The organism is Catenulispora sp. GAS73, assembly GCF_041262085.1.
Taxonomy (GTDB): Bacteria; Actinomycetota; Actinomycetes; order Streptomycetales; family Catenulisporaceae; genus Catenulispora.
The window spans coordinates 28877-52406 of the sequence record NZ_JBGCCM010000009.1; the positions used below are offsets into that span (position 1 = coordinate 28877).

At 69.0% G+C, this 23530-nt stretch carries 17 protein-coding genes; 5 read left to right on the forward strand and 12 right to left on the reverse strand.

Annotated features, from left to right (window positions below; all coding sequences use genetic code 11):
- Positions 1-6: 6 nt before the first annotated feature.
- From ABH935_RS15285 to ABH935_RS15305, 5 genes are all read right to left on the reverse strand, one after another.
- Positions 7-699, reverse strand: coding sequence for a hypothetical protein (locus ABH935_RS15285; RefSeq protein WP_370378538.1), 693 nt, complete (start codon positions 697-699; stop codon positions 7-9).
- Positions 696-1610 (reverse strand): hypothetical protein, encoded by a 915-nt coding sequence (locus ABH935_RS15290; protein ID WP_370378539.1) that lies wholly within the window; start codon positions 1608-1610, stop codon positions 696-698. The genes ABH935_RS15285 and ABH935_RS15290 overlap by 4 nt, the downstream gene beginning before the upstream one ends.
- A 16-nt stretch (positions 1611-1626) precedes the next feature.
- Complete coding sequence (locus tag ABH935_RS15295) at positions 1627-3321, reverse strand: hypothetical protein (protein ID WP_370378540.1); 1695 nt, start codon at positions 3319-3321, stop codon at positions 1627-1629.
- 102 nt (positions 3322-3423) lie between these two features.
- The gene (locus tag ABH935_RS15300; RefSeq protein ID WP_370378541.1) at positions 3424-4344 is read right to left on the reverse strand and encodes an EamA family transporter; all 921 of its coding nucleotides are present in this window, start codon (positions 4342-4344) and stop codon (positions 3424-3426) included.
- A gap of 44 nt (positions 4345-4388) precedes the next feature.
- Positions 4389-5462 carry a LacI family DNA-binding transcriptional regulator gene (locus ABH935_RS15305; RefSeq protein ID WP_370378542.1) on the reverse strand — a complete coding sequence of 358 codons (1074 nt, stop codon included), beginning with the start codon at positions 5460-5462 and terminating at the stop codon, positions 4389-4391.
- A 93-nt stretch (positions 5463-5555) separates the two neighbouring features.
- On the opposite strand from ABH935_RS15305, the gene ABH935_RS15310 reads away from it, so the two are divergent.
- The 3 genes from ABH935_RS15310 to ABH935_RS15320 are packed head-to-tail and all read left to right on the forward strand — an operon-like array spanning position 5556 to position 8628.
- Positions 5556-6716, forward strand: coding sequence for a Gfo/Idh/MocA family protein (locus ABH935_RS15310; RefSeq protein ID WP_370378543.1), 1161 nt, complete (start codon positions 5556-5558; stop codon positions 6714-6716).
- A gap of 8 nt (positions 6717-6724) precedes the next feature.
- Positions 6725-7801 (forward strand): dihydrodipicolinate synthase family protein, encoded by a 1077-nt coding sequence (locus tag ABH935_RS15315; RefSeq protein ID WP_370378544.1) that lies wholly within the window; start codon positions 6725-6727, stop codon positions 7799-7801.
- Positions 7798-8628: a sugar phosphate isomerase/epimerase family protein gene (locus ABH935_RS15320; protein WP_370378545.1), complete on the forward strand. Its 831-nt coding sequence runs from the start codon at positions 7798-7800 to the stop codon at positions 8626-8628. The genes ABH935_RS15315 and ABH935_RS15320 overlap by 4 nt, the downstream gene beginning before the upstream one ends.
- A 77-nt stretch (positions 8629-8705) precedes the next feature.
- Here the strand turns inward: ABH935_RS15320 and ABH935_RS15325 are convergent, their stop codons facing one another.
- Entirely contained in the window at positions 8706-10583 is a 1878-nt protein-coding gene (locus ABH935_RS15325) for a putative Ig domain-containing protein (protein WP_370378546.1), read from the reverse strand.
- A gap of 256 nt (positions 10584-10839) precedes the next feature.
- Between ABH935_RS15325 and ABH935_RS15330 the strand changes: the two genes are divergently transcribed.
- Complete coding sequence (locus tag ABH935_RS15330) at positions 10840-14340, forward strand: LuxR C-terminal-related transcriptional regulator (protein WP_370378547.1); 3501 nt, start codon at positions 10840-10842, stop codon at positions 14338-14340.
- Positions 14341-14372: 32 nt separating this feature from the next.
- The gene (locus tag ABH935_RS15335; protein WP_370378548.1) at positions 14373-15455 is read left to right on the forward strand and encodes a LacI family DNA-binding transcriptional regulator; all 1083 of its coding nucleotides are present in this window, start codon (positions 14373-14375) and stop codon (positions 15453-15455) included.
- A 30-nt stretch (positions 15456-15485) separates the two neighbouring features.
- Here the strand turns inward: ABH935_RS15335 and ABH935_RS15340 are convergent, their stop codons facing one another.
- From ABH935_RS15340 to ABH935_RS15365, 6 genes are read right to left on the reverse strand one after another with little or no spacing between them, the layout of a single operon-like run.
- Entirely contained in the window at positions 15486-16247 is a 762-nt protein-coding gene (locus tag ABH935_RS15340; protein WP_370378549.1) for a sugar phosphate isomerase/epimerase family protein, read from the reverse strand.
- Positions 16248-16255: 8 nt separating this feature from the next.
- Positions 16256-18154, reverse strand: coding sequence for a DUF2264 domain-containing protein (locus tag ABH935_RS15345; protein WP_370378550.1), 1899 nt, complete (start codon positions 18152-18154; stop codon positions 16256-16258).
- Positions 18154-19854, reverse strand: a complete 1701-nt coding sequence (locus ABH935_RS15350) for a heparinase II/III family protein (RefSeq protein ID WP_370378551.1) — start codon at positions 19852-19854, stop codon at positions 18154-18156. Before ABH935_RS15350 ends, ABH935_RS15345 begins: the two co-directional genes overlap by 1 nt.
- A 15-nt stretch (positions 19855-19869) precedes the next feature.
- The gene (locus ABH935_RS15355; RefSeq protein WP_370378552.1) at positions 19870-21540 is read right to left on the reverse strand and encodes an extracellular solute-binding protein; all 1671 of its coding nucleotides are present in this window, start codon (positions 21538-21540) and stop codon (positions 19870-19872) included.
- Between the two features lie 14 nt (positions 21541-21554).
- On the reverse strand, positions 21555-22454 hold the full coding sequence (locus tag ABH935_RS15360) for a carbohydrate ABC transporter permease (RefSeq protein ID WP_370378553.1): 900 nt from the start codon (positions 22452-22454) through the stop codon (positions 21555-21557).
- The gene (locus ABH935_RS15365) at positions 22451-23410 is read right to left on the reverse strand and encodes an ABC transporter permease (protein ID WP_370378554.1); all 960 of its coding nucleotides are present in this window, start codon (positions 23408-23410) and stop codon (positions 22451-22453) included. The genes ABH935_RS15360 and ABH935_RS15365 overlap by 4 nt, the downstream gene beginning before the upstream one ends.
- Positions 23411-23530: the final 120 nt, after the last annotated feature.

Consider the following 23530-nt stretch of genomic DNA (forward strand, 5'->3'; position numbering starts at 1 on the left):
CTGCGGTTACGGGCCGGTTTGGCCCGTGGCCTGTGACGTAGGGGTTCGCGGCGCCGAGGCGCCCTGCCACGCGGTTTCGAACAGCCGCACTGCGAAATCGTAGAGCGGTCCAGGCTTTCGGAAGACCAGGCATGGCGAGTCGTGGCCGTGCCGGGCCTCCGTCACGGTCGTCACGTAGGCCAATTGATCGGTGATGATCACCCGGCTTACCTGAGGAAGATCCACCAACCGCAACTCGATCCGTTTCGAATCCTTGTTGGCCAACGCGCCTATGTAAGCAATGTTCGCGCGGATCTGCTCTGGGAGCAGCCCGGGAGTGAACCCGGGGTCGAAATCCGCCAGTTCGGTCTCACGTCGCGCCAGCCAGGAGTCCGGCCCGCCGTCGGGATCCGGAAGCAACACCCGGATCCTTTTGACCTGTGTGTTCGATCTCTGCCAAATATCCTTGAAGTTCTCTCGGGCCAGTTCGTTGCCGCGCCCGGTCATGATCGACACTTCTGAAGCCTTGGCAAGGTCGGCGGCCAGGTCGGCACTGGCGGAACGCTGGCTGGTGTACTTCCGAGCGATACCCACGCCGCTCACACGGGAAAGCACGGCTACCGGCCAGTGCTGCGCATGACGAGCACCGATCCACCCAAGAAGGACGGTGAGCGCTGTGGCAACCAGGGAACTGAGTACGCCGAAGACGAAACCGCTCATCGCTGACCTTGGAGATACGGGAGCAGCAACTCCAGCACCGCTGCCGCGTTCTTGCACGCGGTCGCCCGATCGGCCTCGCTGCGCCCCATTCCGTCATCGCTGAAGCCTCGAACGACCAGCCAGCCGGACGGCCCACCCTCGGCAGCCGGATGTTCCATGAATTCCTGGCCGACACCGCCGGCTTCGGTTTCGACTCCGAGCACCTTCGGGTCGAATCGCCGAATGTACTCAAGGGCGCCGTCGTAGCCCCGCGCGAATACAGCCTCGCCAGATGCGATCTTTCCGAAGTGCACGCGAGATCGTCGTCCGCGGCCATCGGGAGTGGCGGCGCTCAGGCGGAACGGCTCGCCGTACTCCGTGAAAAAGGCGTTGACGGCATTGCGCACCGCTACGTGCGTGCGCAGTTCATGCGGGCGGTAGTGGTCGCCGTCCAGTTCCAGCTTTCGATCGTCGTAGTAAAGGATCTCCGTTGCGACGACGACGTCTCCGAGCGAATATCCAGGTTCATCGACACGAAGCCCGGCAGCGATCCCCACAAGGACGACCGTCGCCGGATCACAGTGTGCGCGCAGGTTTTGCGCCGCCACGACGGCGGAGCGGTTCGCCCGCTCCGCCGTCCGGGTCACGACGACAGGAACATCGCGCACCGTCCACTCGTAGTAGCGGACTCCGGTCTTGGCGTCGATCGTCGGATCGGGCCGTCCGACGTCGAAGAGGTCGAGCACCGCCTTCGTCTCCTCCGGCAGGACGGTGATGACACCGATCGGACGACTGGCAGGCAGATCGTGCAGCACCGGTACATCTACGGATGGCATTGGTGGCGGAGAGCCGACTGTGTTGTTGGAACCCATGACCGTCCCCGAGACGGTCACATCGCCGCTGCCAGTGTTCACGACCCCGTTGTTGATCACGATCTTCTTGTTCCCTTCATCGTGAAGCCGATGCCTGATTGGAACTGCCCGCCTGGCTTTGTCCCTGCGGTGCCGCCGGGGATGCCGCAGACTGAGGGGTCTGGCTCACCTGGTTCTGACTTCCCATCGTGGCGTTGTCGGCCGAGACGTCACCGCTACCGGTATTGATGATTCCGTTGTTGAGTATCGCCATCGCACGTTCCATGAACTCAGAAACATCGACGCCGTGCAGCCGCAGGAAGTCCTCGACGGTGGCCAGCAGTCGTCGTTCGATGATCCGCCAGTGTTTAATGACGTCTTTCCGTTGGAAATGGCTCCCCGATCCCGCCGCCGCGAGTTCCCGCAGACTCAACCAGGGCCCGATCTCGAAGCCGGGGCGAGGCCGACGTGTCTTGTCCTTCCGTGCCCGCAGCATCGCATGTCCAGTCTTCACGGCTTTGGCGAGGCGGCCCGGCGCTCCGCTCGCCTCGGCTGGCAACCGTCCCAACGCACCGAACCCATCGCGCAGCACGGCCTTGAAGCCGGTCTTACCCTCGACATCTACCTGCCGGAACGCGTCGCGAACCGGCATTAGGGTATGCGCCGACAACTCCACATAGAGAGTGCGCCCTTGAAGGGAGACGTGAACGAAGACCGTGGTCACGACGTCACCGCCCCATGAAGCGACACTGCACGCGAGATGATGCCGCACCACTTCTCTGGGATCACTGACTACGTCGCTGATCAGTTGTCGGTCGAATACCGAGGTGAGTGCTCCAGGAAACTCAGCAGCATGATCTGATTCGACAAGAATGTGATCTCGGACCCGGAGGCCGGGGATCCTCGTCTCCGCATTCTGCTCCGCAGCGAGCTTCGTGATGTCCTCGCGCAGACGGTCTATCAGACGAACGGTCTCGAACGGCGGCTTGTCGAACTCCGTGTCCAGATCCTGGGGGATATCGAACCCGGACTTCGGGCGAACAAGCCGTTGAGCGAAGGACCATGCGTACATCTGGGGTCCGTTTCCGACAAACGGATTACGGCCGTTGTGAAGCGAGCACAAGTATCTCTGCTGTCGGTCGATAACTTCCATCCGTCTGCCACGAGCGGAAACGTCGAAGGCCTTCCGATCATGAAGAGCACCGACCTGTGCTCGCAGATGCATCGCGGCCGAGGCCCGGACGACCGCAGTCCCGCACACCGCGATCGCCGCGGAGATGACATCCGCCTTCGCCGAGGGCCAGCCGACCCCGTGCCGACGCCCGAAATAGACCAGCCCCGTCGCGACGATTCCGGGAACGAACACCCCGAGAAACGCCACCGTGCGCCAACGATCGCGGCGGATTCGAAGGATTTCACGATCCTGCGAAGTCGTCTTCCCTGCGGGGAACAGATATGCCCAGCCCAGCTTCACCGCTCGGAGGCACACCAGCGCTTCGAAGACGAGGACGGCCAGCAGCACCGGCCCGACCCACGAGACAAATAGCGCGGCGCCGAATACGAGGATCGTCAAAAGATCCCACAGGGCAGCCCACCGCAAGGCACGGCGGGCGTGAACCAGCACCGGCACCAGGTCGAACCCGTGCGAAGGCGCCACGATGCGACCGTTCGCACCGTAGACCCGCCGCAAAGCGGTGTCCCGAAAACCCCGGTCGAGATAGACCCCCGCACAGATCCGTCGATCAGCCGTGCGGTCATGCCAATCCTTGCCGCGCTTCTTGCCGGCATCCACCGCGTTCCCACCCCGAGTCGTCGGCGTCATGCTCCGACTTGTCGGTTTACTCGAAACAGAGCCCTTATACAAGCCCTCACGTCGCCGAGCGACTACACGACGTCACGCGGCCTCAAGGATCAGGATTCCGCTCGCGATCGTCACCGCGGCGAAGATCCGATACCGCCCGAAGGGCTCGCGCAGGAACACCGAACCCAGCGCCGCGCCGAAGATCACGCTCGTCTCGCGCAGTGCCGACACCGCGGCGAGCGCGCCCCGGGTCTGTGCCCACAGCACCAGTCCGTAGGCCAGGAACGACAATGGTCCCGCGATCACGCCGCGCATCACATCGCCGCGGCTCAGCTTGCGCAGCGTCACTCGGAAGCCTGCGGTCGCGCCGGCCGCGCCGGTCGCGCCCCGCCGCATCATGATCGTCACGCAGGCCGCCGTCATCAGCGTGCTCTCGGCGAGCATCATCCACACCGTGTAGCCGGCCGCCGTGCCCGAATGCCGCACCGCGACACCGTCCGTGACCGTGTACGTCGCGATCGACAGCCCGGTCATCGCCGCCCAGAACAGGGCTTTGCCCTGCGTGCGCTTGGGCCGGCCGGCGGAGAACACCAGTACCGTCAGACCGCCGCAGACTACTGCGATGCCCAGGGTCTGGTGCCGCGACATGGGATCGCCCAGCAGTGTCGCGAAGCCCGCCACCACCACCGGCGACAGTCCGCGCGCCAGCGGATAGACCTGGTTGAAGTCGCCGATCTCGAAGGTCTTGATCAGCATCAGGAAGTACCCGACGTGCAGTGCCGCCGACACCAGCAGCAGCACCCACGAGGCCTGGGCCGGCGCCGGCACGAAGAACAGACCGAGTGCGGCCAACGCGCCGGCGGACACCGTCATCAGCAGCGAGGCGGTCAGTTTGTCGGGGATGAACTTGAGGATCGCGTTCCAGCTCGCGTGCAGAAAGGCCGCGGAAAGTACTACGGGGACCAGGATTCCGGGCGCACCGGCAGCCGAAGCCTCAGCGCTGAGCAGACTCAATTCCCCACCCCTATATACTATATATACGTGTCCTGCGAACCGGCTCAGGCGGCCGGTGCCGTGCTCCCCCGCACGATCAGTTCAGTAGCACTGTGCACGACGGTGCGCCCTTCGCCCTCGGCATCTTCTGCCGGCGACTCCACCACCATCCGCATCGCCTGCTCACCCATGCCCTCGGTGTCGACGCGCACCGTCGTCAGCGCGGGCATCAGATCGGCGCAGATCGGCAGGTCGTCGAAGCCGACCAGGCTCACGTCCGCCGGCACCCGCCGCCCGGCCTCGCGCAACGCGGCCAGCGCGCCGATGGCCATCACGTCCGCCATCGCGAACACCGCCGTCACCCCGGGGTGCTCGGCCAGCAGCCGCCGGGTGGCGTCGTACCCGCCGTCGCGAGTGAAGGCGCCCTCGATCTCGTGCACGACGACTGGGTCACCGGCGCTCTCCGTCAGCCCCCTGCGAAACCCCTCAGACCGGTCGGCGATCGTCACGAGTCCGCGCGGCCCGACGACCATCCCGATCTCACGGTGTCCCAGCCCGGTCAGATGCAGCGCCGCTTCCCGCGCGCCCTGCACGTTCGCCGGCAGCACCGCGTCGATCTCCGGACCCTGGTCGCCGATGGTCACCACGCGTCCGCCGCCCTGCTGGTAGTCCAGCAGCCGCTCGCGCAGCGGCTCGGCCAGCGCCGGGTCCACCGGCGGCGAGCCGGCGACCAGGATCGCGCGGGCGCGCTGAGCGCCCAGCCGGGTGATGTAGTCCAGTTCCAGGACCGGTTCGCGGTAGGTGTTCGCGACCATCACCAGCAGGTCCCGCTCCCGCGCCACGCGCATCGCGCCGGCCGCGATGGCGGAGAAGTACGGGTCGTTGACGTCGTGCACGAGCAGCCCGACCAGCGACGTCGTCGCGCGCGCGAGGGCCTGCGCCGGGCCGTGCGAGACGTAGCGCAGCCGGGTGGCGACCTCGCGCACGTGCTCGCTCAGCTCCGCGTTCACGATCCGGGCGCTGCCGTTCAGCACGCGCGAGGCGGTGGCCAGCGAGACGCCCGCGGCGTCGGCGACCTGCTGCAGCGTGGCGCTGCTGCGGCGCGGGGCCGGCGAGGGTGTTGACCTCTGCGTGGACACGCTCGTAACCTATCGCCTCAGGACGGGTTCGGAAAGCGCTTTCCAGTGCCGATCGGGCCTTTCGGTGATCACAACTAGATCTCGGGAGCGGCGATGACACGCGAAGTGGTCGGCATAGCGATGAACGGCGTCACCGGACGCATGGGCTACCGGCAGCACCTGCTCCGGTCGATCCTGGCGATCCGCGAGCAGGGCGGCCTGGCGCTGCCCGACGGCCGCACCGTCTGGCCCGAGCCGATCCTGGTCGGCCGCAACGCCGAGAAGATCGAGGCGCTGGCCGCGCGGCACGGCCTGGACAAGTGGACCACTTCCCTGGACGAGGCCCTGGCCGACCCCTCGGTCACCGTCTACTTCGACGCGCAGGTCACGCAGGCCCGCGTTCCGGCGCTGACCAAGGCGATCGAGGCCGGCAAGCACATCTACACCGAGAAGCCGACCGCCGAGACGCTGGAGGAGGCGGTCCGGCTCGCACGCATCGCCGACGCCGCCGGGATCAAGCACGGCGTGGTGCAGGACAAGCTGTTCCTGCCGGGCCTGCTGAAGCTGAAGCGGCTCGTGGACTCCGGCTTCTTCGGCCGCATCCTGTCGGTACGCGGCGAGTTCGGCTACTGGGTCTTCGAGGGCGACTGGCAGCCGGCGCAGCGGCCGTCGTGGAACTACCGCAGCGAGGACGGCGGCGGCATCATCCTGGACATGTTCCCGCACTGGCGGTACGTGCTGGACCACGTGATCGCGCCGGTCCGGAGCGTCTACGCCGAGGCCCGCACGGACATCCCGACCCGCTGGGACGAGCGGGGCCGGGAGTACAAGGCCACGGCCGACGACGCCGCGTACGCCATCTTCGAGCTCGAAGGCGGGATCGTCGCCTCGCTGAACTCCTCGTGGACCACGCGCGTGAACCGCGAGGAGCTGGTCGAGTTCCAGATCGACGGCACGCACGGCAGCGCCGTCGCCGGACTGCGCACCTGCAAGGCGCAGCACCGCGCCGCGACGCCCAAGCCGGTCTGGAACCCGGACATCCCGGCGACCGAGGACTTCCTCGCGCAGTGGCAGGAGGTGCCGGACAACGCCGTCCTGGACAACGGTTTCAAGGTGCAGTGGGAGATGTTCCTCGCGCACCTGGTCGCCGACGCGCCCTACAGCCACGACCTGTGGGCCGGGGCGCGCGGCGTGCAGCTGGCCGAGCTCGGCACGCAGTCCTGGCGCGAGGGCCGCAAGATCGCCGTGCCGGAGCTCGACCGGACCGGGAAGTGAGCGGCGCGATGAGTGGCTTCACTTCGCGCGTTGTGTATGCCGCCGCGCACGTTGTGGCAGATCCGGACGCGGACAACGGCGCGGGCAAGCCCGCAGTCCTGGACTGGGACGCGACACTGCGCTTCCGCGAGCACCTGTGGTCGCTGGGCTTCGGCATCGCGGACGCCATGGACACCGCGCAGCGCGGGATGGGGCTGGACTGGTCGGCGACGCAGGAGCTAATCCGGCGCAGTGGCGCGGCGGCGAAGGCGGTTGATTCAGCCAACGTGCCTGCGTTGCTCGCGTGCGGCGCGGGCACCGACCAGCTGGCGCCGGGCGCACATTCGCTCCCTGATATCAAAACCGCGTACGAGGAGCAGCTCGGCGTCGTCGAGGCGGCCGGCGCCCGCGTGATCCTGATGGCCAGCCGCGCCATGGCCGCGTCCGCACGGTCGGCCGAGGACTACCTGACCGTCTACGGATCGCTGCTGAATCAGGCCTCGAACCCGGTGATCCTGCACTGGCTGGGCGACATGTTCGACCCGTCGCTGGCCGGCTACTGGGGTTCGGCGGACATCCCGACCGCGATGGCGACAGTCCTGGAGCTGATCAACGCCGACCCGGCGAAGGTCGACGGCATCAAGATCTCCCTCCTGAACGCCGACTACGAACTGGAGCTCCGCAGCAAGCTGCCGGAAGGGGTCCGCCTCTACACCGGTGACGACTTCAACTACCCGGAGCTCATCAAGGGCGACGGCGCCGGCCACTCGGACGCATTGCTCGGCATCTTCGACGGCATCGCACGCCCCGCTTCGCAAGCGCTGCGGGCACTGGACCGCGGCGACTTGGAAGCGTACGACCGGCTGATGGGGCCGACTGTCGAGCTGTCGCGGCACATCTTCGAGAAGCCGACCTTCAACTACAAGACCGGCCTGGTCTTCCTGGCCTACCTGAACGGCCACCAGGACCACTTCAAGATGGTCGGCGGTCTGGAAACGGCGCGCGGCGCCGCGCACCTGACCGAGCTGCTGCGGCTCGCCGAGATCGCCGGAGTCATCGACGATCCGGAGCTGGCCGCTGCCCGGTTCGCGGCGGTCGTCGCGTGAAGCTCTCCCTGAACCAGGCCACCGTCAAGCGCCTCACCCTCGCCGAGGCCGTCGACGGCTGCGTGCGCGCCGGCGTGCCGGCCATCGGCCTGTGGCGCGACCGCGTCCAGGAGATCGGCATAGAGGCCGCCGCCAGAATCGTGCGCGCGTCAGGGCTCGAAGTCACCAGCCTGTGCCGGGGCGGCTTCATGACCGCGCCCCTCCCCGAGGAACGCGCCGCCGCGCTCGCCGACAACAAGCAGGCGGTCCTGGAAGCCGCCGGCGTCGGCACCGACGTGCTCGTCCTCGTCGTCGGCGGGCTGCCCGCCGGCTCCAAAGACCTGCCGGCCGCCCGCGCCACTGTCGCCGAAAGCATCGCCGATCTCGCGCCGTTCGCCGCCGAGCACGGTGTGAAGCTCGCGATCGAGCCGCTGCACCCGATGTTCTGCGCGGACCGCGCCGTAGTCTCCACGCTCGGGCAGGCCCTCGACATCGCCGAGGCGTTCCCGGCCGAGCAGGTCGGCGTCGTCGTCGACACCTACCACGTGTGGTGGGACCCGCAGCTGGCTGCGTCGATCGCGCGCGCCGGCACGGGGAATCGGATTCTGTCCTACCAGGAGTGTGACTGGGTCGTGCCGCTGCCGGCCGACATGCTGTTGGGCCGCGGGCACGTCGGCGACGGCCACATCGACTTCGCGCGCATGCGCGCTCTGGTGACCGCCGCGGGGTGGAAGGGCCACGCCGAGGTGGAGATCTTCAACCAGGAGATCTGGGACACGGACGGCGACCGGACCATCGCCACCGTCCGGGCCCGCCACGAGGCGGTCAGCGCCGCTTCGGGGTTCTGAGTCAGTCCCCGCACACGAGAGCGGATCCGGCCCCCGAGGGGCCGGATCCGCCGGTGTTTCACAGGGAACTGATCGACTTACGACACCGTGACGTCGTCGTACAGCGTGTACGTCGGGTCGCCGGCGTAGTTGTCGTCGTGGCTCGTCAGCGTCAGCGTGTAGCTGTGGCCGGCGGTGATCGACGAGGTCACCTGGGTCCAGCCGGAGCTGGAGACGCAGGTCTTGGCCAGGACGGTCTTGGTGGTGCCGGAGGTGTTGTCCTTCAGCGTGGCCGTGGCCCAGTCGTAGGTGACGGTGTCCGGGCAGGTCACGTTGTACCAGAAGGCCAGCTTGCTGTTGCCCGAGCCCGCCTTGAAGGTCTGAGCGATGCTGGAAGTGCTGCTCGGGTTGGTGTTGCCGAGCTCGGCCGCGTAGCTGCCGGCGTGCGGTCCGGAGGTGGTCGCGGCGGTGACGCCGGAGGCGGTCCAGCCGGACAGCGAGCCGTTCTCGAAGCCGCCGTTGACGATGACGTTGCCGCCGCCGGTGGTGGAGTTCACAGTCCAGCCGAAGGACGCCGAGCCCGAGGCCCCGGTGCCGTCAGTGGCCGTGACCGTCACCGACGAGCTGCCCGCGGTGGTCGGGGTGCCGGAGATCAGGCCGCTGCCACTGTCGATGGTGACGCCCGCGGGCAGCCCGGTGGCCGAGTAGGTCAGGGTCTGCGTCGAGTCCGAGTCGGACGCCTGGACCTGCAGCGACACCGCGGTGCCGACGGTCGAGGTCTGCGCGGCCGGCTGCGTGACGGACACCGTGTCGGAGCCGCCGTTGCCGTGCGTCAGGATCTGGTGCGAGATCGCGCACGCGTTGGTGTCGTTCGACCAGCTGGCCTGCTCGGCGAAGCTGTCCGAGCCGAGGGTCACGTTCGCGGCGCCACCGGTCGTGCCCGGCTGCAGCCACGCGCACTCGTCGGAGTTCTCCTGGCCGTTGTAGGACGAACCGGACACGTGGTTGGTCCAGCCGCCGGCCGGGTTCTGGTCCGACATCATCTCGTGCCACTCGTGGCCGAGGGTCATCGTGTAGCCGTCGAGGACGCCGTTGCCGCCGGAGTTGATGAAGTTGGTGCCGCAGGTCTGGCCCACGTCCATGTTGTACGGCTGGTTGGAGAACGCGATGTCGCCGTAGTTGCTGGTGACCGCGCCGCCGTTCAGCGAGGTGTCGCCGTTCCAGTCGTGCCAGGCGCAGTAGCCGGTGTTGGGGTCCTGGTAGCCGTCCGGGTCGGTGCCGTGCGGGGACAGGATCACGTAGTACGCGTCGCGGTTCGCCGCCGCGGTGGTGTTGCCGAAGTGCCCGGCCGCGTTCACCGCCTCCACGCCCAGCTGGTGGCCGGTCGCCGCCGAGGGGGAGGCCGCCGAGTTGTCGTACCAGACGCCGGAGAGCACGCCGCCGGTCTGGTAGGGCACGAAGCTGGCGTTGCTCGGGCAGCTGGTCGCGCCGCTGGCCACGTTGGGGCCGTCGCACCACTGGGTGAGGTCGGCCGACCAGGTCTCGCCGCCGGTGCCGATGTCCTTGAACATCTTCTGCACGACCGGAGCCGCGGCGTCCGGGTCGCCGGAGAAGTTCGCGAGCCCGTTGGAGTCGGTGCTCTGGGTACCCCACTGGGTTCCGTAGAACACCAGGTACACCTTGGCGTGTCCGTCGAGCACGCCGATGCCGTCCACGCCGCCGCCGTAGGACAGCGTCTCGGAGCCGGTCGCGGCCTGCGTTCCGGCGGCGTTTATACGGTCGCACAGAGTCTGTGTCGCCGTAAGCTGCACGCCGTGGCTGTGCTGGTGGTGCGGGGCGTGCCTGCAGGACGCCGGGTTGATGTCCCAGGCCTGCGCGGTCTGCGCCGAGGCCGCCATGAGACCGAAGCCGGCCGCCATGGTGGCGACAGCCGCTCCGGCCGCCGCGGCTCGTCGCCGCGTGTACGTGTTTTTCATCTCCGCCTTCTGTGGGGTAGAGGGGAAAGGTGGCGAGCTAAGAATTTGCTGAAGGCCCGGTCCGACCGCATCGGGGGAAACCCTTGAACAGCTCCGGCATGACCAGCTCTTTACTCAGGGCGTCGTGGCCCGGAACACAGCGAGAACTCTTGTGACCGCGGGCATGCACGGCGTAACCTTCCCCGAGCGGCCCCCACGCCCCACCGGGTTCGGGACCCGCAGCCGTCACCGGCACCGCGACCGCCAAGGACTTGACATGATCGGGCATGGGGAGCTCGTCGCCGCCCTGGTCGCGCGCGCCGCCGAGGGCCTGCCGACCCTCCTGGCCGCCCCGCCCGGCCGCGGCAAGTCGGCCCTCCTGGACTCGCTCGCAGAGCCCTGGATCAGCCGCGACGATCATGTGATGTGGCTGACGGCGGCACCGGCCGACCGCAATGTCCCCTTCGCCGCATTAGCCGACTTACTGTCCGAGGCGCCCGATATGCCCGAGCCCTGGCTCGCGGCGGTACGCCAAGCCCTGCGCCGAATACCCGGGACGCCCGACCGCGTGGCGATCCGCTTAGCCGCACGGGCCTGCATAGACAACGCGGCACCACCGGACAAACGCATCCTGCTGCTGGTCGATGACATGCAGTGGTGGGACGCGGAGAGCCTCGACGTGGTGGCGTACCTCGCCCGGCACGGCATCCCGGTGGTCGCGGCCACGCGCCCCGGCGGCCCGGTGGACCTGCTGGGCCGCGACGCGGTGGAGATGACGGTCCCCCCGCTGACGGCGGAGCAGACCGCGACGCTGTTACAGCAGCGCGGGATCGGCTTCCGGGTCGCGGCCCGCGTCCACGCGGCGGCAGGCGGAAACGCGCGGCTGACGATCGAGATCGCGCGAGGGCTGGACGCGTCATCGGGCGCGCTGGAGGTGGTGACGACGCCGCCGGCGGCACGGCGCTGCGTCCGCGGCTGGATCGACGAACTACCGACTCCGGACGGGGTCTGGCGCACTCTCCTGATCGCCGCATTAGCCGCCGACCCCTCTATAACGACCCTGCGCCGCACCGCCGGCCCGGACACGCTGGAGGCCCTTTCCTGCGCGGAGCAGGCCGGGCTGATCGCGGTGGACGTGCACGGGGCGGTCAGTTTCCCGGCCACGGCGGTCCGCGACACAGTGCTCGCCGACGCATCGCAGGAGACACTGCGCACCGCACACCTGCTCCTCGCCGAAACCACGACGGACCCGACGGCACGCCTGTGGCACCGGGCCTCCGCCGCCCGCGACCGCCCGGACCTGGAGATGGCCACGGACCTGGCCATCGCCGCCCGAGCGGCGCGACGGCGCGGGGATCCGGGGCGCGCGGCTGAGTTGTGGCTGCTGGCGGCGGAGATGATGCCGCTGCGCGAGGCGGAGGTGCCGGCAGCGGAGGCGGACGCGCACGAAGCGGCGAACGGCTCGCTCGCGCCGCTACCGGCTCCGGTCAGTGGGACGGCTCAGGCTGGGCATCGCGCTGACGACCAGGAGACAGCCGCGGGCTCCGCCGCTTTCGACACCTCGCAGGCAGCCCACCACCAGCCACATCTCGCCGATTCGCCGCGCACCGCTGACCAGACAGCGAGATTAGCCGCGCCCGACGCAGACCCCGCCGCTCCCGGTGCTGCGCCGCAGCCCTCGCAGACAGCCGAGCGCCAGCCACGTCTCGCCGATTCGCCACCGCACACCACAGACCCCGCCGCTCCCGGCGCCGAGCCGCAGCCCTCGCAAGCAGCCCAGCACCAGCCACATCTCGCCAGTTCGCCCCCGCTCACCACAGAATCCGCCGCTCGTCGCGCCGAGCCGCAGCCCTCGCAAGCAGCTGGGCACCAGCCGCGTCTCGCCGATTCGCCCCCGCACACCACAGACTCCGCCGCTCCCGGCGCCGAGCCGCAGCCCCCGCAAGCAGCCGAACACCAGCCGCGTCTCGCCGGTTCACCGCCACACACCACAGACCCCGCCACTCGCGACGCCGAGCCGCAGCCCTCGCAAGCGGCCCAGCACCAGCCGCGTCTCGCCGGTTCGCCGCCGCACACCACAGACTCCGCCACTCGTCGCGCAGAGCCGCGGCCCTGGCAACCGGCCGAGCACCAGCCGCGTCTCGCCGGTTCACCGCCGCACACCGCCGATCCCGTAGCCGTTTCAGCCGGCCTCGCCGCCGATCGCGCGCCGCATCCGGCATCCCCTCCGCCGCCCACCCGCCGCCCCACCGCCATCGCGGCCCTCCTCCTCGCCGCTGCCACTGATGCCGCGGCGGCGGGGCGCCAGCACCTCGCGCGTACGGCGGTCGCGCGGTTGGATCGCACCGAGTCCGATCATGCGGCGCGGGCTCGGGCGCGGCTTGCCGTTGTCGATGCGGCCGGGCAGGCGGTCGGGGGGCTTGATGACATTCTCGGTCGTGCCTTGGCTGATGCCGAGGCGGCGGCTGATCCGGCCCTGCTCTCCGAAGTGCACCTGCGGGTCGCGTGGCACGCGCATCTGGCGCTCGGCGACAATCGGCGGGCTCATGATGCGGCGCGTGCCGCGGTTCGGGCCGCCGAGTTGTCGCAGAATGCTGAGTCGCAGGCGGCCGCGCTGGTCATGCTCGCGCGGATCGAGCAGCTGCTCGGGGAGGCCTCCTACCCGCGCGTCCTGCGCCGTGCGCTCGTGCACAGTCCGGATCCGGCGCCCGGTTCGCTGATCAACTCCGCGCGCTGGCTGTCCGTGCGGTTCGCCCTCTTCGCCGACCAGCTCGACGAGGCGCGCTACCACCTCCGGCAGCTCACCTCATACGCCGAGCGCAGTGGGAGCCACGGCGATCGGGCGCTGCTGTTGCGCGGCGCCGTGGAGATCGAGGCTCGCGCCGGGCACGGGGCCGCCGCCATCCGCGGTGCGCGGCGGCTCGAAGAGCTGCCGGGTGCCGAGCGTGCTTCGCCCGGGCCGGTGTTGTTCACCTCCGCGCTGGCGCAGGTGGCCGGGGGCACGTTGGAGGAGGCGCTGCGGCTGGCCGAGCGGGGGACCGCCGCGTCGGCGCAGGAGCAGGACCAGATCTTCATGACCCGCTGCCTCGCGCTGTCCGGGGAGGTGCGTCTGCTGCTGCGCGACACCGCCGGTGCCGCCGACGATCTGCAGCGGGTCAGGACCCTGGTCGACGAGCAGGGCATCGCCGATCCCGCCGCCGTGCGCTTCCACGCCGACCTCGCCGAGGTGCTGGTCGCGACCGGGCAGGCCGACGAGGCGGCGGCGATCATCGCCGAGACGCGGCGCGCGGCTGAGCGGCTGCAACGGCGCGGGGTGCTGGCGACGCTGGACCGGGCCGACGCGGTTCTCAAGGCGGCGCAAGGGGATCACGCGCGCGCCGAAGCACTCCTGCACCGCGCCGACCACACCTTCCGCGCGCTCGGCCTCCCGCTGGAACGCGGCCGGGTGCTGCTGACCCGCTCGTTCCTCGACAAGCGGCGGCGGCGTGCGGCCTCCGCGCGGCACTTCCACGACCAGGCCGAGGCGGTCTTCCGACGCGCGCAGGCGCCGTTGTGGGAACCGGCCGAGGTGGCCGCCGAGGCGCCGGCTCCGGATCTGTATCTGACAGCCGCCGAACAGCGCATCGTCGCGCTGGTCACCGAGGGCCTGCCGAACCGCGAGATCGCCGCGAACCTGTTCCTGTCGGTGAAGACCGTGGAATCCGTCCTGACCGGCGTTTACCGAAAGCTCGGCGTCCGATCGCGCACTCAGCTGGCTGTTCTCCTGCGCGATGATTAGGGGAAACGCTTTAGAAAACGTATTCTTTCCCCGTGGCGAGACGACCTGACAGCGACGCCGGTTCCCCCAACGGCCGCCCGGCGACCATCCGCGACGTGGCCACCCGCGCCGGGGTCTCGGTCGCGACCGTCTCCCGGGTCCTCACCGGCAACTACCCGGTCGCCGCCACCACCCGCACCAGGGTCCTGCGCGCGGTCCGCGAGCTGGACTACGTCGTCAACGCCCACGCCCGCGCGCTGGCCGGCAACCGCTCCAAGATCATCGCGGTCCTGCTCTCCAACCTCACCTCCCCCTTCTACAACCGCGTCGCCTCCGGCGTGGAACAACAGGCGGTGGCCGAGGACCGGCTGTGCATGGTGAGCACCACCGGCGGCGACCCGGAGCGCGAGGTGAAACTGGTCGAGACGCTTCGCGAGCAGAGCGTCGACGCGGTGGTCCTGGTCGGCGGCGTCATCGACGGCCCCGAGTACCGCGAGCACATGGCGCGCCTGGCCCGGCTGCTGGACAGCGCGGGCTCGCGCCTCGTGGTCTGCGGCCGCCCCTCGCCCGGCGAGAACCTGCCGGTGACGGTGGTCGAGTACGACAACGCCGGCGGCGCCTTCGCCGCGACCAGCCACCTGCTGTCCCAGGGCCATCGCAGGGTCCTGTTCATCGGCGGCGACCCGCAGAACACCACGACCCGCGACCGCCTCGACGGCTACCGCCGCGCCATCGGCGCCTACGGCATCGCCGAGGACCCGAGCCTGGTGATCGTCGGCAACCAGCTCCCGCCGTTCGCCTACGCCGAGCTCAAAAAGCGGCTGGCCGCGGGCCCGCCGGACTTCACGGCGGTCTTCGCCTGGGACGACCACATCGCGGCCCGCGCGCTCGTCGCGTTCCGGGAGGCCGGGGTCTCCGTTCCGGACGACGTATCAGTGATCGGATACAACGACGAGCAAGAGGCACAGGACCTCTATCCGGCGCTGACCACCGTCTCGATCCCGCACATGGAACTCGGCCGCGAAGCCGTCCGCCTGGCCCTGCACCGCGACGAAGCGGCCGCCCCGAACCAGCACGTCATGCTGGGCACCCACATCGTGCTGCGGGATTCGGTACGGCCGCGGATCAACGTCTGAGCCGGCGACGACCTCGATCCAAGACCGGCCTCAGTCGAAGACCGGCTTCACCTTCAACGCCTCGGCCAGCGCCACCGCCTCGGGGTGCCACTTGGACTCCCACTCCAACGACACCCAGCCCTCATACCCCAGCTCCCGCAACGCGGCGTAGAACTCGGGCAGCGGGATCGTGCCCTCGCCGAGCGGCAACGGCGTCCGCTCCTCCGGCGACAACACGTCCTTCACCTGCACGTGTCGCAGATACGGCGCCAGCACCTCCTTCGTGACGGAGATCGGCTCGCCGGTCCGCCACGGATGCATGACGTCCCAGATCGTCCCGACATCACCGGAAACCTGTGACAGCACACGCGCGATATCCACACCCTGTGGATGACTGTCGTGAGTCTCCAACAGAATCGCGACACCCTCGGGCAATTGCTCTGCAATCGCGTTCAACCGACGCACGGCACGCGAGTCCGCCTCCGCCCCGGGCTCCTCCGCGCCAGGGAAGACGCGCACGAAAGGCGCCCCCAGATCCCGAGCGAGCTCCGCGTGCGCCAACGCATCCGCGACGCACTCATCGTCGCCGACCACGCCGCTGGCAACTTTGACATATGAAGCAACCGCCAACACCGTGACGCCGCCGGACTCCAACAACTCCCGCGCGGCAGCCCGCTCATCCACAGACAACCCGGAATGCACAGGCTCGTCATCGGCAGCGCGCAACTCCAGCCCGAGCCACCCTGTGGACCGCGCCAACTCGATCACGTCCGCCAACGGCATCCCGGAGCAGCCCAAAGTGGAAAACGCCAACGGCCAACTCATTCCGCGACCCCGTCTCCGCCATCAGCTCCGCCATCGACATCGTCGTCGGCGCCGTCATCAGGAAGCCGATACACCATGACCTTCGACAGATAGCTCACCGTGCCGCCCGGATGCTCGGCGGTCAGATACGGCGTCGCCGAGAAAGCCCCCAGCGCGTTGGCACCGAGCTCGGTGTCCACACCGGCCGCGGTCCACGTGCCGAGGCCCTCGATCCGCGACATCACCCCGAGATCGTTGACCGCGAACGCCCCGGGCAGCTTCTCGTTCTCGCCGCGCACCGGCTCTTCGGGGCCCGCGACCGGATACCCGCCCTCGCGCACCGTCCAGCCGGCCGGCGCCGTCACGGAGTGCTCCCGGGTCTCGACGCCGTCCTTCACCGACACCCTGGTCGAGATCCGTGCGCCCTCGATCGGCAGCACCGCGCCGCCCGGCTCGGTCTCGAAGCCGGGGACGTGCTCCGACGAGACGTACCCGTCGGCCGCCGTACCCGGCTCGATCACGGCCCGCGAGGACACCCGGCCGTCCGGCGCGATCAGCGCGACGTGGTTCCCGACCCGCTTGGCCCACGCCTCCGGCGCGGTGTCCGGCGCGGTCACCGTCGAGAACGCCAGCGGCGAGTAGAACACGTCGGTGTGCGGGGCGAACGGCGGCGTGTGGTGCCAGGCCTTGTCGCTGCCGTGGTTCAGCAGCCGGACCACGCCGTCGTCCTTGGTCCCGCTCAGCACCCAGCCGACCGGCGCGATGGCCGAGTCGAAGTTCCCGACCTCCACCGGCAGCGGAGACTCCGGCGCCGTCCACACCCTGTGGTCGGCCGGGAGCATCAAGCCCATGAAGCCCTTCGAGGCCCAGTAGGGCGAAGCAGGGCCCGAATAGTTCTGCACCATCGGCAGGAACGGCTCGTGCCACCCCAGGGTCAGCAGGCCGCGCGCATCCGGCGCCCCGTGCTCGGCGAAGTGCTTCAGCACGCCGCTGGCCGCGCGCCGCGAAAGCCCGGCGTCGTAAGGGGAACAGTCGAACATCTCCCCGACCCAGATCGGCGCGGCGGCCGCGAACCGGTACGTCAGCGACCGGCCCTGGTGGATCGGCGCGCCGTCGGAGCCGAAGAAGTCGAAGTAGCGCTCCAGGAACTGGCGCAGCCGGTCCCGGTAGACCTCACGAGCCGCGAGCGCCCTCTCACTCCGTGCCCCACCCTCGGCCATCTGCGTCCACACCAGCGGATACAGGTGCATCGCCCAGCCGATGTAGTAATCGAAGTTCCGGCCGGCGCCGTCGGTGTACCAACCGTCGCCGACGTACCATTCCTCGGTCGCGTCAAGACCGCGAAGGATCTCAGACTCCTCATACCGCGCGCCGATCGAGGACAGGAACTCCTCGGTCACGGTCTGGAACAGCATCCAGTTGTTCGGCCAGGTCGGATTGCCGATGAACTCGCCGAGCCAGTCGGCGACGAGCCCCTGGGCCCGCGCGTCCAGCCGGTCCCACAGCCATTCGCGCGTGTAGTGCAGCCCCAGCGCGATCGAGGCCGCCTCCACCATCGGCTGCCCCGGCCGGCCCTGCGGGATCCGAGGCCAGGCCTCGGGATGCGAGGCATCCGCACCGGCGGCGAGGCCCGAGGAGTACCGGGCGATCAGGTCCTCGGCGACCGGCCCCCGGCCCCGGTCGGCGACGATCCGCCACGCCGCGAGCAGGAAGGTGCGGGCGAAGCCCTCCAAGGCGTCCGAGTCGAAGCCCGAGAAGCTGGGCCGGCCCGGCAGCTCGAAGCGCGCCGAACTCGGCGACGCGAACGGTTTCAAGGAGTCGAGCAGGTAGTCGGCCTGCGCGAGCCAGTGGGCCCGCGTCCAGCCGGTGTACTCGGACAGATTCCGGTCCTCGGGGACATCCAACGCGCCGGCCATCAACGCTCCTTGCTCGCGACGGTGAACACGGACTCCAGCCGGCTGCCACCAGCCTCAAGGAAGCATCGTAGCCGAAGCCGGAAAACGCTTTCCAGCTCTCCGCGATGACCGGTGGTCTCGACGGTCTCCACCTCGGGAGCCATCGCGACCGGACCGCTCCACGTCAGGGCGCAGCGCGCCTTCTCGCCTTCCCACACCACGCGGTCGGCCTCGACCCTCGGCCGGATCCGGCTGATGAAGATCTCCTCGAAAGGCATCGGGCGATCGGTCTCGACCCGGTCGACCACGACCAGGCTGCCGTGTCGCTGCCAGGTGAACCGGCGACCGACGGCGAGCAGCCCGGGGACTTCGTATGCCGAAGTCAGGTCCAGGGTCAGGATCGCGCCCTGGCCGGTCTCGGCGAAGCGCTCGACCTTCGCGGCGTACTCCGCACCCGGCAGCTGCCCGCGGCCGTCGATCAGCGGGATCGAGTGCCCCTCGGCCGCTGTATGAACGTCCTTATACCGGTCGGGCCCGAAGTAGGTGGCGTTGTACTCGCCGGCGCCGAGGTCTGTGAGCAGCGTCTCGCCGTGGCCGCGCAGGATGAACTGGCCGACGTCCAGATGGTTGTGGAACTCGTCGTTGTGCCCGCCCTTGGCCGCGAACTCCGCCTCGCCGCCGCGGTCCACGACCCACGCCAGATCCGGCAGATACGCGACGCCCGGCGCGGTCGGCTGGTCCAGGACGCGCTCACTGGTCCACTCGATGTTCTTGGCGACGTGCGGCCAGCGATGACAGAAGTCCGACGCGAAGCTCGGCACGGCCGTCAGATACGGCACCGGCACCCCGAGCCGTTCGACCAGCCGCGACATCAACCCGGTCGGGATCTCCGCGGTCTCCGAGCCGTCGGAGAAGCTCGGGAACCGGCCGTCGCCGAATCCTACGCGGGAAGGGAACGCCGCGATCTCGCGGATCTTCTTGTCCAGCAACAGATCCGGCCCGCCGCGTTCGCGCCACGCCTCGGCGAAGTAGGCGAAGTACCCGAAGCCGTAGACCCAGTAGTCCATGCCCTCGGAGCAGCCGCCGTCGTCCGGATAGTGCTCGATGAAGCGGCGCAACGACTTCTGCGAGCGCTTCAGAATCATCGCCAGCCGCTTGGCGTCGTCCGGGAAGAAGGCCAGCGCGGCCATCCCGACGCCGCCCGCGACCACCGCGAGCCAGTTGTTGGTCATCTTCTCGAAGGCCATCGGCCGCTGGTCGTCGGCGAACGGGATGAAGACCCGGTCCAGCAACTCCTCGCGGCAGCGCATCGTCACGTCCTCGGGCAGCTGCTTCCCGAAACGCCCGATCAGCTCGGCGACGGTGTGCGCGGTCTCGGCCGCGAACAGGTCGACGCAGCGCCGCATGTCCGCGTCGCGGGCGTGGTAGGCGTGCGCGGGCAGGGCCCAGGTGTACTCGTCGCACACCCGCCACAGCTCGTCGGCGAGGACGCTCAGGACCTCGGCGCCGACGACACCGTCGGCGCGCACGTCGAACATCGCCGCCGCGCCGGCCGCGACCAGCCGGCCACGCCGTTCGAAATAGGGATGCTCGTAGCCGTAGCGGTGGCCGGTGTCGCCGAACTGCCGGTACAGCGTGTAGGTCAGCTCGGGCGCGGCGGACCCGGCCGCCTTCGCCACGACGTCGCGGACCTCGTCTTCCAAAGCGGCCAGGTAGCTCATGCGCCCGATCATGCCTCAGCTATGAGTCTTGCTGTATTCAGCGCCGAGCTCCGCGGCGATCTGGTCGCCGCCGCTGCTCTTCCACTTCTTGATCACGTCGTCCCAGGACGACAGCTGCGCCTTCCCGGTGATGATCTGGTTCATCCCGTCCTGGATCTGCTGCAACAGCGTCGGCCACTGCTTGTTCCGGGTCGCCGACTGGATACCCAGGCTCGGATCCGGCACGCCGAGCGGCACGATGTCCACCTGCGCCTGGTAACAGCGCTTGGCCGCCTCCGGTTCGCCGGCGAGGTAGTTCACCAGGGGGGCGGCCATGACGTACTTGAACGGCACGTTCACCGAGTTCTCGATCTTGCCCAGATCGGTGGGCTTGGACGGACCGCCGTCGGCGCCGCGGGTGAAGTGCACGCCCTCGATGCCGTAGTTGATCAGCTCCCACTCCTTGGAGCCGAACGGCGCCGCGAGGAAGTTCAGGACGCCGAGCAGCATTTTGATCCGCTCCGGCGACGCCTTCTTCAAGGCTGTGTAACCGAAGTAGCCCGGGGTCAGCCACGGCGTCGCCTTGGCGCCGGTGCCGGCGTCGAAGGGCCGGACGAAGTCCACCTTCCACTTCTCGTTGACGGCGGTCGCGTAGCCGCCGAAGCCGCCGAACCCGTCGGTGGTCGTGACGTAGGTCCCGTTCTGGAAGTCCGTCTTGCACTGCGTGCTCGACACCGTCAGCGCCGCCGGGTCGTAGAAACCCTTGCCGTACCAGTCGGCCATGGTCGCCAGCGACGACTTCATGGCGTCGGTGCCGTACGCGGTCGTGAACTGGCCGTTCGCCAGCGACCACAGGTTCGGCGTGCCGTGTACACCGGAGTGCGTCAGGTACCCGAACGAGGCGACCTTGTTGGTCCCGAGCGCGAAGTGGCCCTGCGTGTTCAGCTTCCGCAGCCCTGCGGTCAGCTCGGCCTTCGTCAGGCCGCCCGGCGTCGGGTTCCAGATCCCGGCCTGCTGGAACAGGTCGGAGTTGGCGAAGAACGAGTTGCCCAGCCGCGGCCGGTGGATCGGGATCGCGTAGAAGTCGCCGCCGACGCGGCCCACCGAGTCCCAGCTGTACGGCGGGATCGCGGCCAGGTTCGGGTAGGCCTTCGCCCCCGCGTCCCCGGACAGGTACTGACCCAGCGGCTCGCACTTGGCCTGCAGGAACTGTGCCTCGTTCGGCAGCTGGTACAGGCCCAGCATGATGATGTCCGGCAGGTCCGAGGCCGCCATCATGGCGCCGAGCTTGGTCTGCCAGTCGGCGTCGGTGACCATCGTGAGCTCCAGGTCCACCCCGGTGGCGTCGTTGACGGCCTTCCACAGCTGGTTCTGGTCAGGGCCCTTGGGCTGCGTGCCGTAGGTGACGATCAGGGCCCGCACCTTCGAGCCGTCGCCGGGCTTGGTCGGCACCGACTGGACCAGGTTCGCCGGGTAATGCAGGAAGGTGTCCTGCACCCCGGCCGCGGTACCCGGCAGGTCCGGGTGCAGGCCGGCGACCGGCGTGTACGTCGGCCAGGCCATCAGCTTCTTGTCGATGTTGGACTGCGCGGCGCCCCAGGAGGTCTTGGACCCGCCGCAGGCCGCCAGGGCGGGAGCGGCGGCGGCCGCGACGGCGGCGGCACCGGTGGTGCGCAGGACGGTCCTGCGGGAGATCTGCTGCGGCATGACAGTGTGGCTCCTTAGCTCTTGACGGCGCCGGTCATGACGCCCTTGGTGAAGTAGCGCTGCAGGAAGGGAAAGGCGGCGGCGATCGGCACGATCGCGATGACCACCAGGGCCGAGATCGCCTTCATCGGGGCGATGCCGGTGATGTCCACGCCGGCCTCGGCGTTGGGGTTGTTGCCGGCGATGACGAAGCCGCGCAGCACCGTGGACAGCGGGTTCAGCGAGCCGCCGTTGGTGTAGAGCATCGCCCGGAAGTAGTCGTTCCAGTAGCCGACGGCGTAGTACAGGCCGACCACCGCGATGATCGCCTTGGACAGCGGCAGCACGATCCGGAACAGGGTCCTGAGATCGCCCGCGCCGTCGAGCCGCGCCGCCTCGTACAGCTCCTCCGGGATGCCCTGGAAAAAGCCGCGCATGATGACCAGGTTGAAGACGTTGATCATCACCGGGACGAAGAGCGCGGCCAGGTGGTCGAACAGGTGCAGGTCGGTGACCACCAGGAAGCTCGGGATCATTCCGGCCGGGAACAGGAACGTGAACAGGACGGCCAGCAGGACCGGCTTGCCGGCCAGCACGTTCGGCCGGGACAGCGCGTAGGCCAGGAACGTCGTCGAGGCCAGGCTCAGCGCGGTGCCGAGCGCGGTCACCAGGACCGAGACCCACAGCGCGTGGCCGATGGTCCCGCCCTTGAAGACGTTGGTGTAGGCGGAGAAGTCCAGCTCGTCCGGCCACAGCGACCAGCCGCCGTTGGCATTCACCTTGGCGTCGGAGGACACCGAGGTGGCGAGCACCAGCCAGAACGGCACGGCGATCAGCGCCAGGATCACCACGACCGTGGCCGCCTTCAGGGCGCTGACGGCTGGTTTGGGCCGACCCATCCAGACGGGGCGCAGATTCGAGCTCTCGACGCTCACTGGTAGACCCCCTGCTCACCGAGCTTGTGCGCGACCTTGTTGGCGCCGATCACCAGGACCATCGCCACCAGCCCCTTGAGCAGGCCGGCGACCGCCGCGACGGAGAACTGGCCGCTGCCGACGCCGTGGTTGTAGACGTAGGTGTCGATCACCTCCGCCGCGGCCGGCGTGAACGTGTCGCGTTGCTGCATCACCTGGTCGAAGCCGACCGACAGGATGTCGCCGACCCGCAGGATCAGCAGCAGCACGATGACCGGCCGGATCGAGGGCAGGGTCACGTGCCAGGTACGGCGGGCCCAGCCGGCGCCGTCGAGCGAGGCGGCCTCGTAGAGCGAGTCGTCCACTTGGTACAGCGCGGCCAGGAAGATGATCGTGCCCCAGCCGCAGTCCTTCCAGATCAGCTCGATCAGCATCATCGGCTTGAACCAGGAGGGGTCGCGGAAGACGTTGACCACGACGTGGTGGCTGTCGTGAGTAAGGAAGCTGTTCACCATCCCGGAGGGTCCGAGCACCTGCACGAACAGCCCGACCACAACGACCCACGAGATGAAGTGCGGCAGGTAGACGAAGCTGACCACCAGCTTGCGCACCCAGTTCCGGGTCAGGCTGAACAGGAACATCGCCAGCGCCAGCGGTACCGGGAAGAAGAAGACCAGCTGGATCAGCGCCAGCTCGAAGGTGTTGCGGACCGCGTGCCAGAAGTCCGGGTCGGCGAACAGCGTCGAGAACTGCTGGAAGCCGACCCAGGCGCTGTCCTTGATGCCGACGAAGGGCACGTAGTCCTTGAAGGCGATGATGTTGCCGAGCTGCGCCGCGTACTGGAAGACGCCGAAGTACAGCACGCCCGGGAGCATCATCAGCAGCAGGACCTTGTCCCGCCGGAAGCGGGCCCAGCGGGTCCGGTCACGGGGCTTGGCCGCGGATGACGCGGCGGCTGCGGCGGCCGTTGCGGCCATGCGGTACCTCCCAACCTCTGGAGCGTTCGGTCTGTGGAGCGTTTGGTGCGATGGGACGCGAACCTAAAACGGTTACTGTCCCGCGTCAAGCCTTCGACGTCAGCGTGGCCGACTCGTGAT

What these genes read in the sequence shown, in the direction of transcription:
- ABH935_RS15285 (WP_370378538.1), bottom strand. Translation starts at nt 699, where the DNA reads ATGAGCGGTTTCGTCTTCGGCGTACTCAGTTCCCTGGTTGCCACAGCG.
- ABH935_RS15310 (WP_370378543.1), top strand. Translation starts at nt 5,556, where the DNA reads ATGACACGCGAAGTGGTCGGCATAGCGATGAACGGCGTCACCGGACGC.
- ABH935_RS15315 (WP_370378544.1), top strand. Translation starts at nt 6,725, where the DNA reads ATGAGTGGCTTCACTTCGCGCGTTGTGTATGCCGCCGCGCACGTTGTG.
- ABH935_RS15325 (WP_370378546.1), bottom strand. Translation starts at nt 10,583, where the DNA reads ATGAAAAACACGTACACGCGGCGACGAGCCGCGGCGGCCGGAGCGGCT.
- ABH935_RS15330 (WP_370378547.1), top strand. Translation starts at nt 10,840, where the DNA reads ATGATCGGGCATGGGGAGCTCGTCGCCGCCCTGGTCGCGCGCGCCGCC.
- ABH935_RS15345 (WP_370378550.1), bottom strand. Translation starts at nt 18,154, where the DNA reads ATGGCCGGCGCGTTGGATGTCCCCGAGGACCGGAATCTGTCCGAGTAC.
- ABH935_RS15350 (WP_370378551.1), bottom strand. Translation starts at nt 19,854, where the DNA reads ATGAGCTACCTGGCCGCTTTGGAAGACGAGGTCCGCGACGTCGTGGCG.
- ABH935_RS15355 (WP_370378552.1), bottom strand. Translation starts at nt 21,540, where the DNA reads ATGCCGCAGCAGATCTCCCGCAGGACCGTCCTGCGCACCACCGGTGCC.
- ABH935_RS15365 (WP_370378554.1), bottom strand. Translation starts at nt 23,410, where the DNA reads ATGGCCGCAACGGCCGCCGCAGCCGCCGCGTCATCCGCGGCCAAGCCC.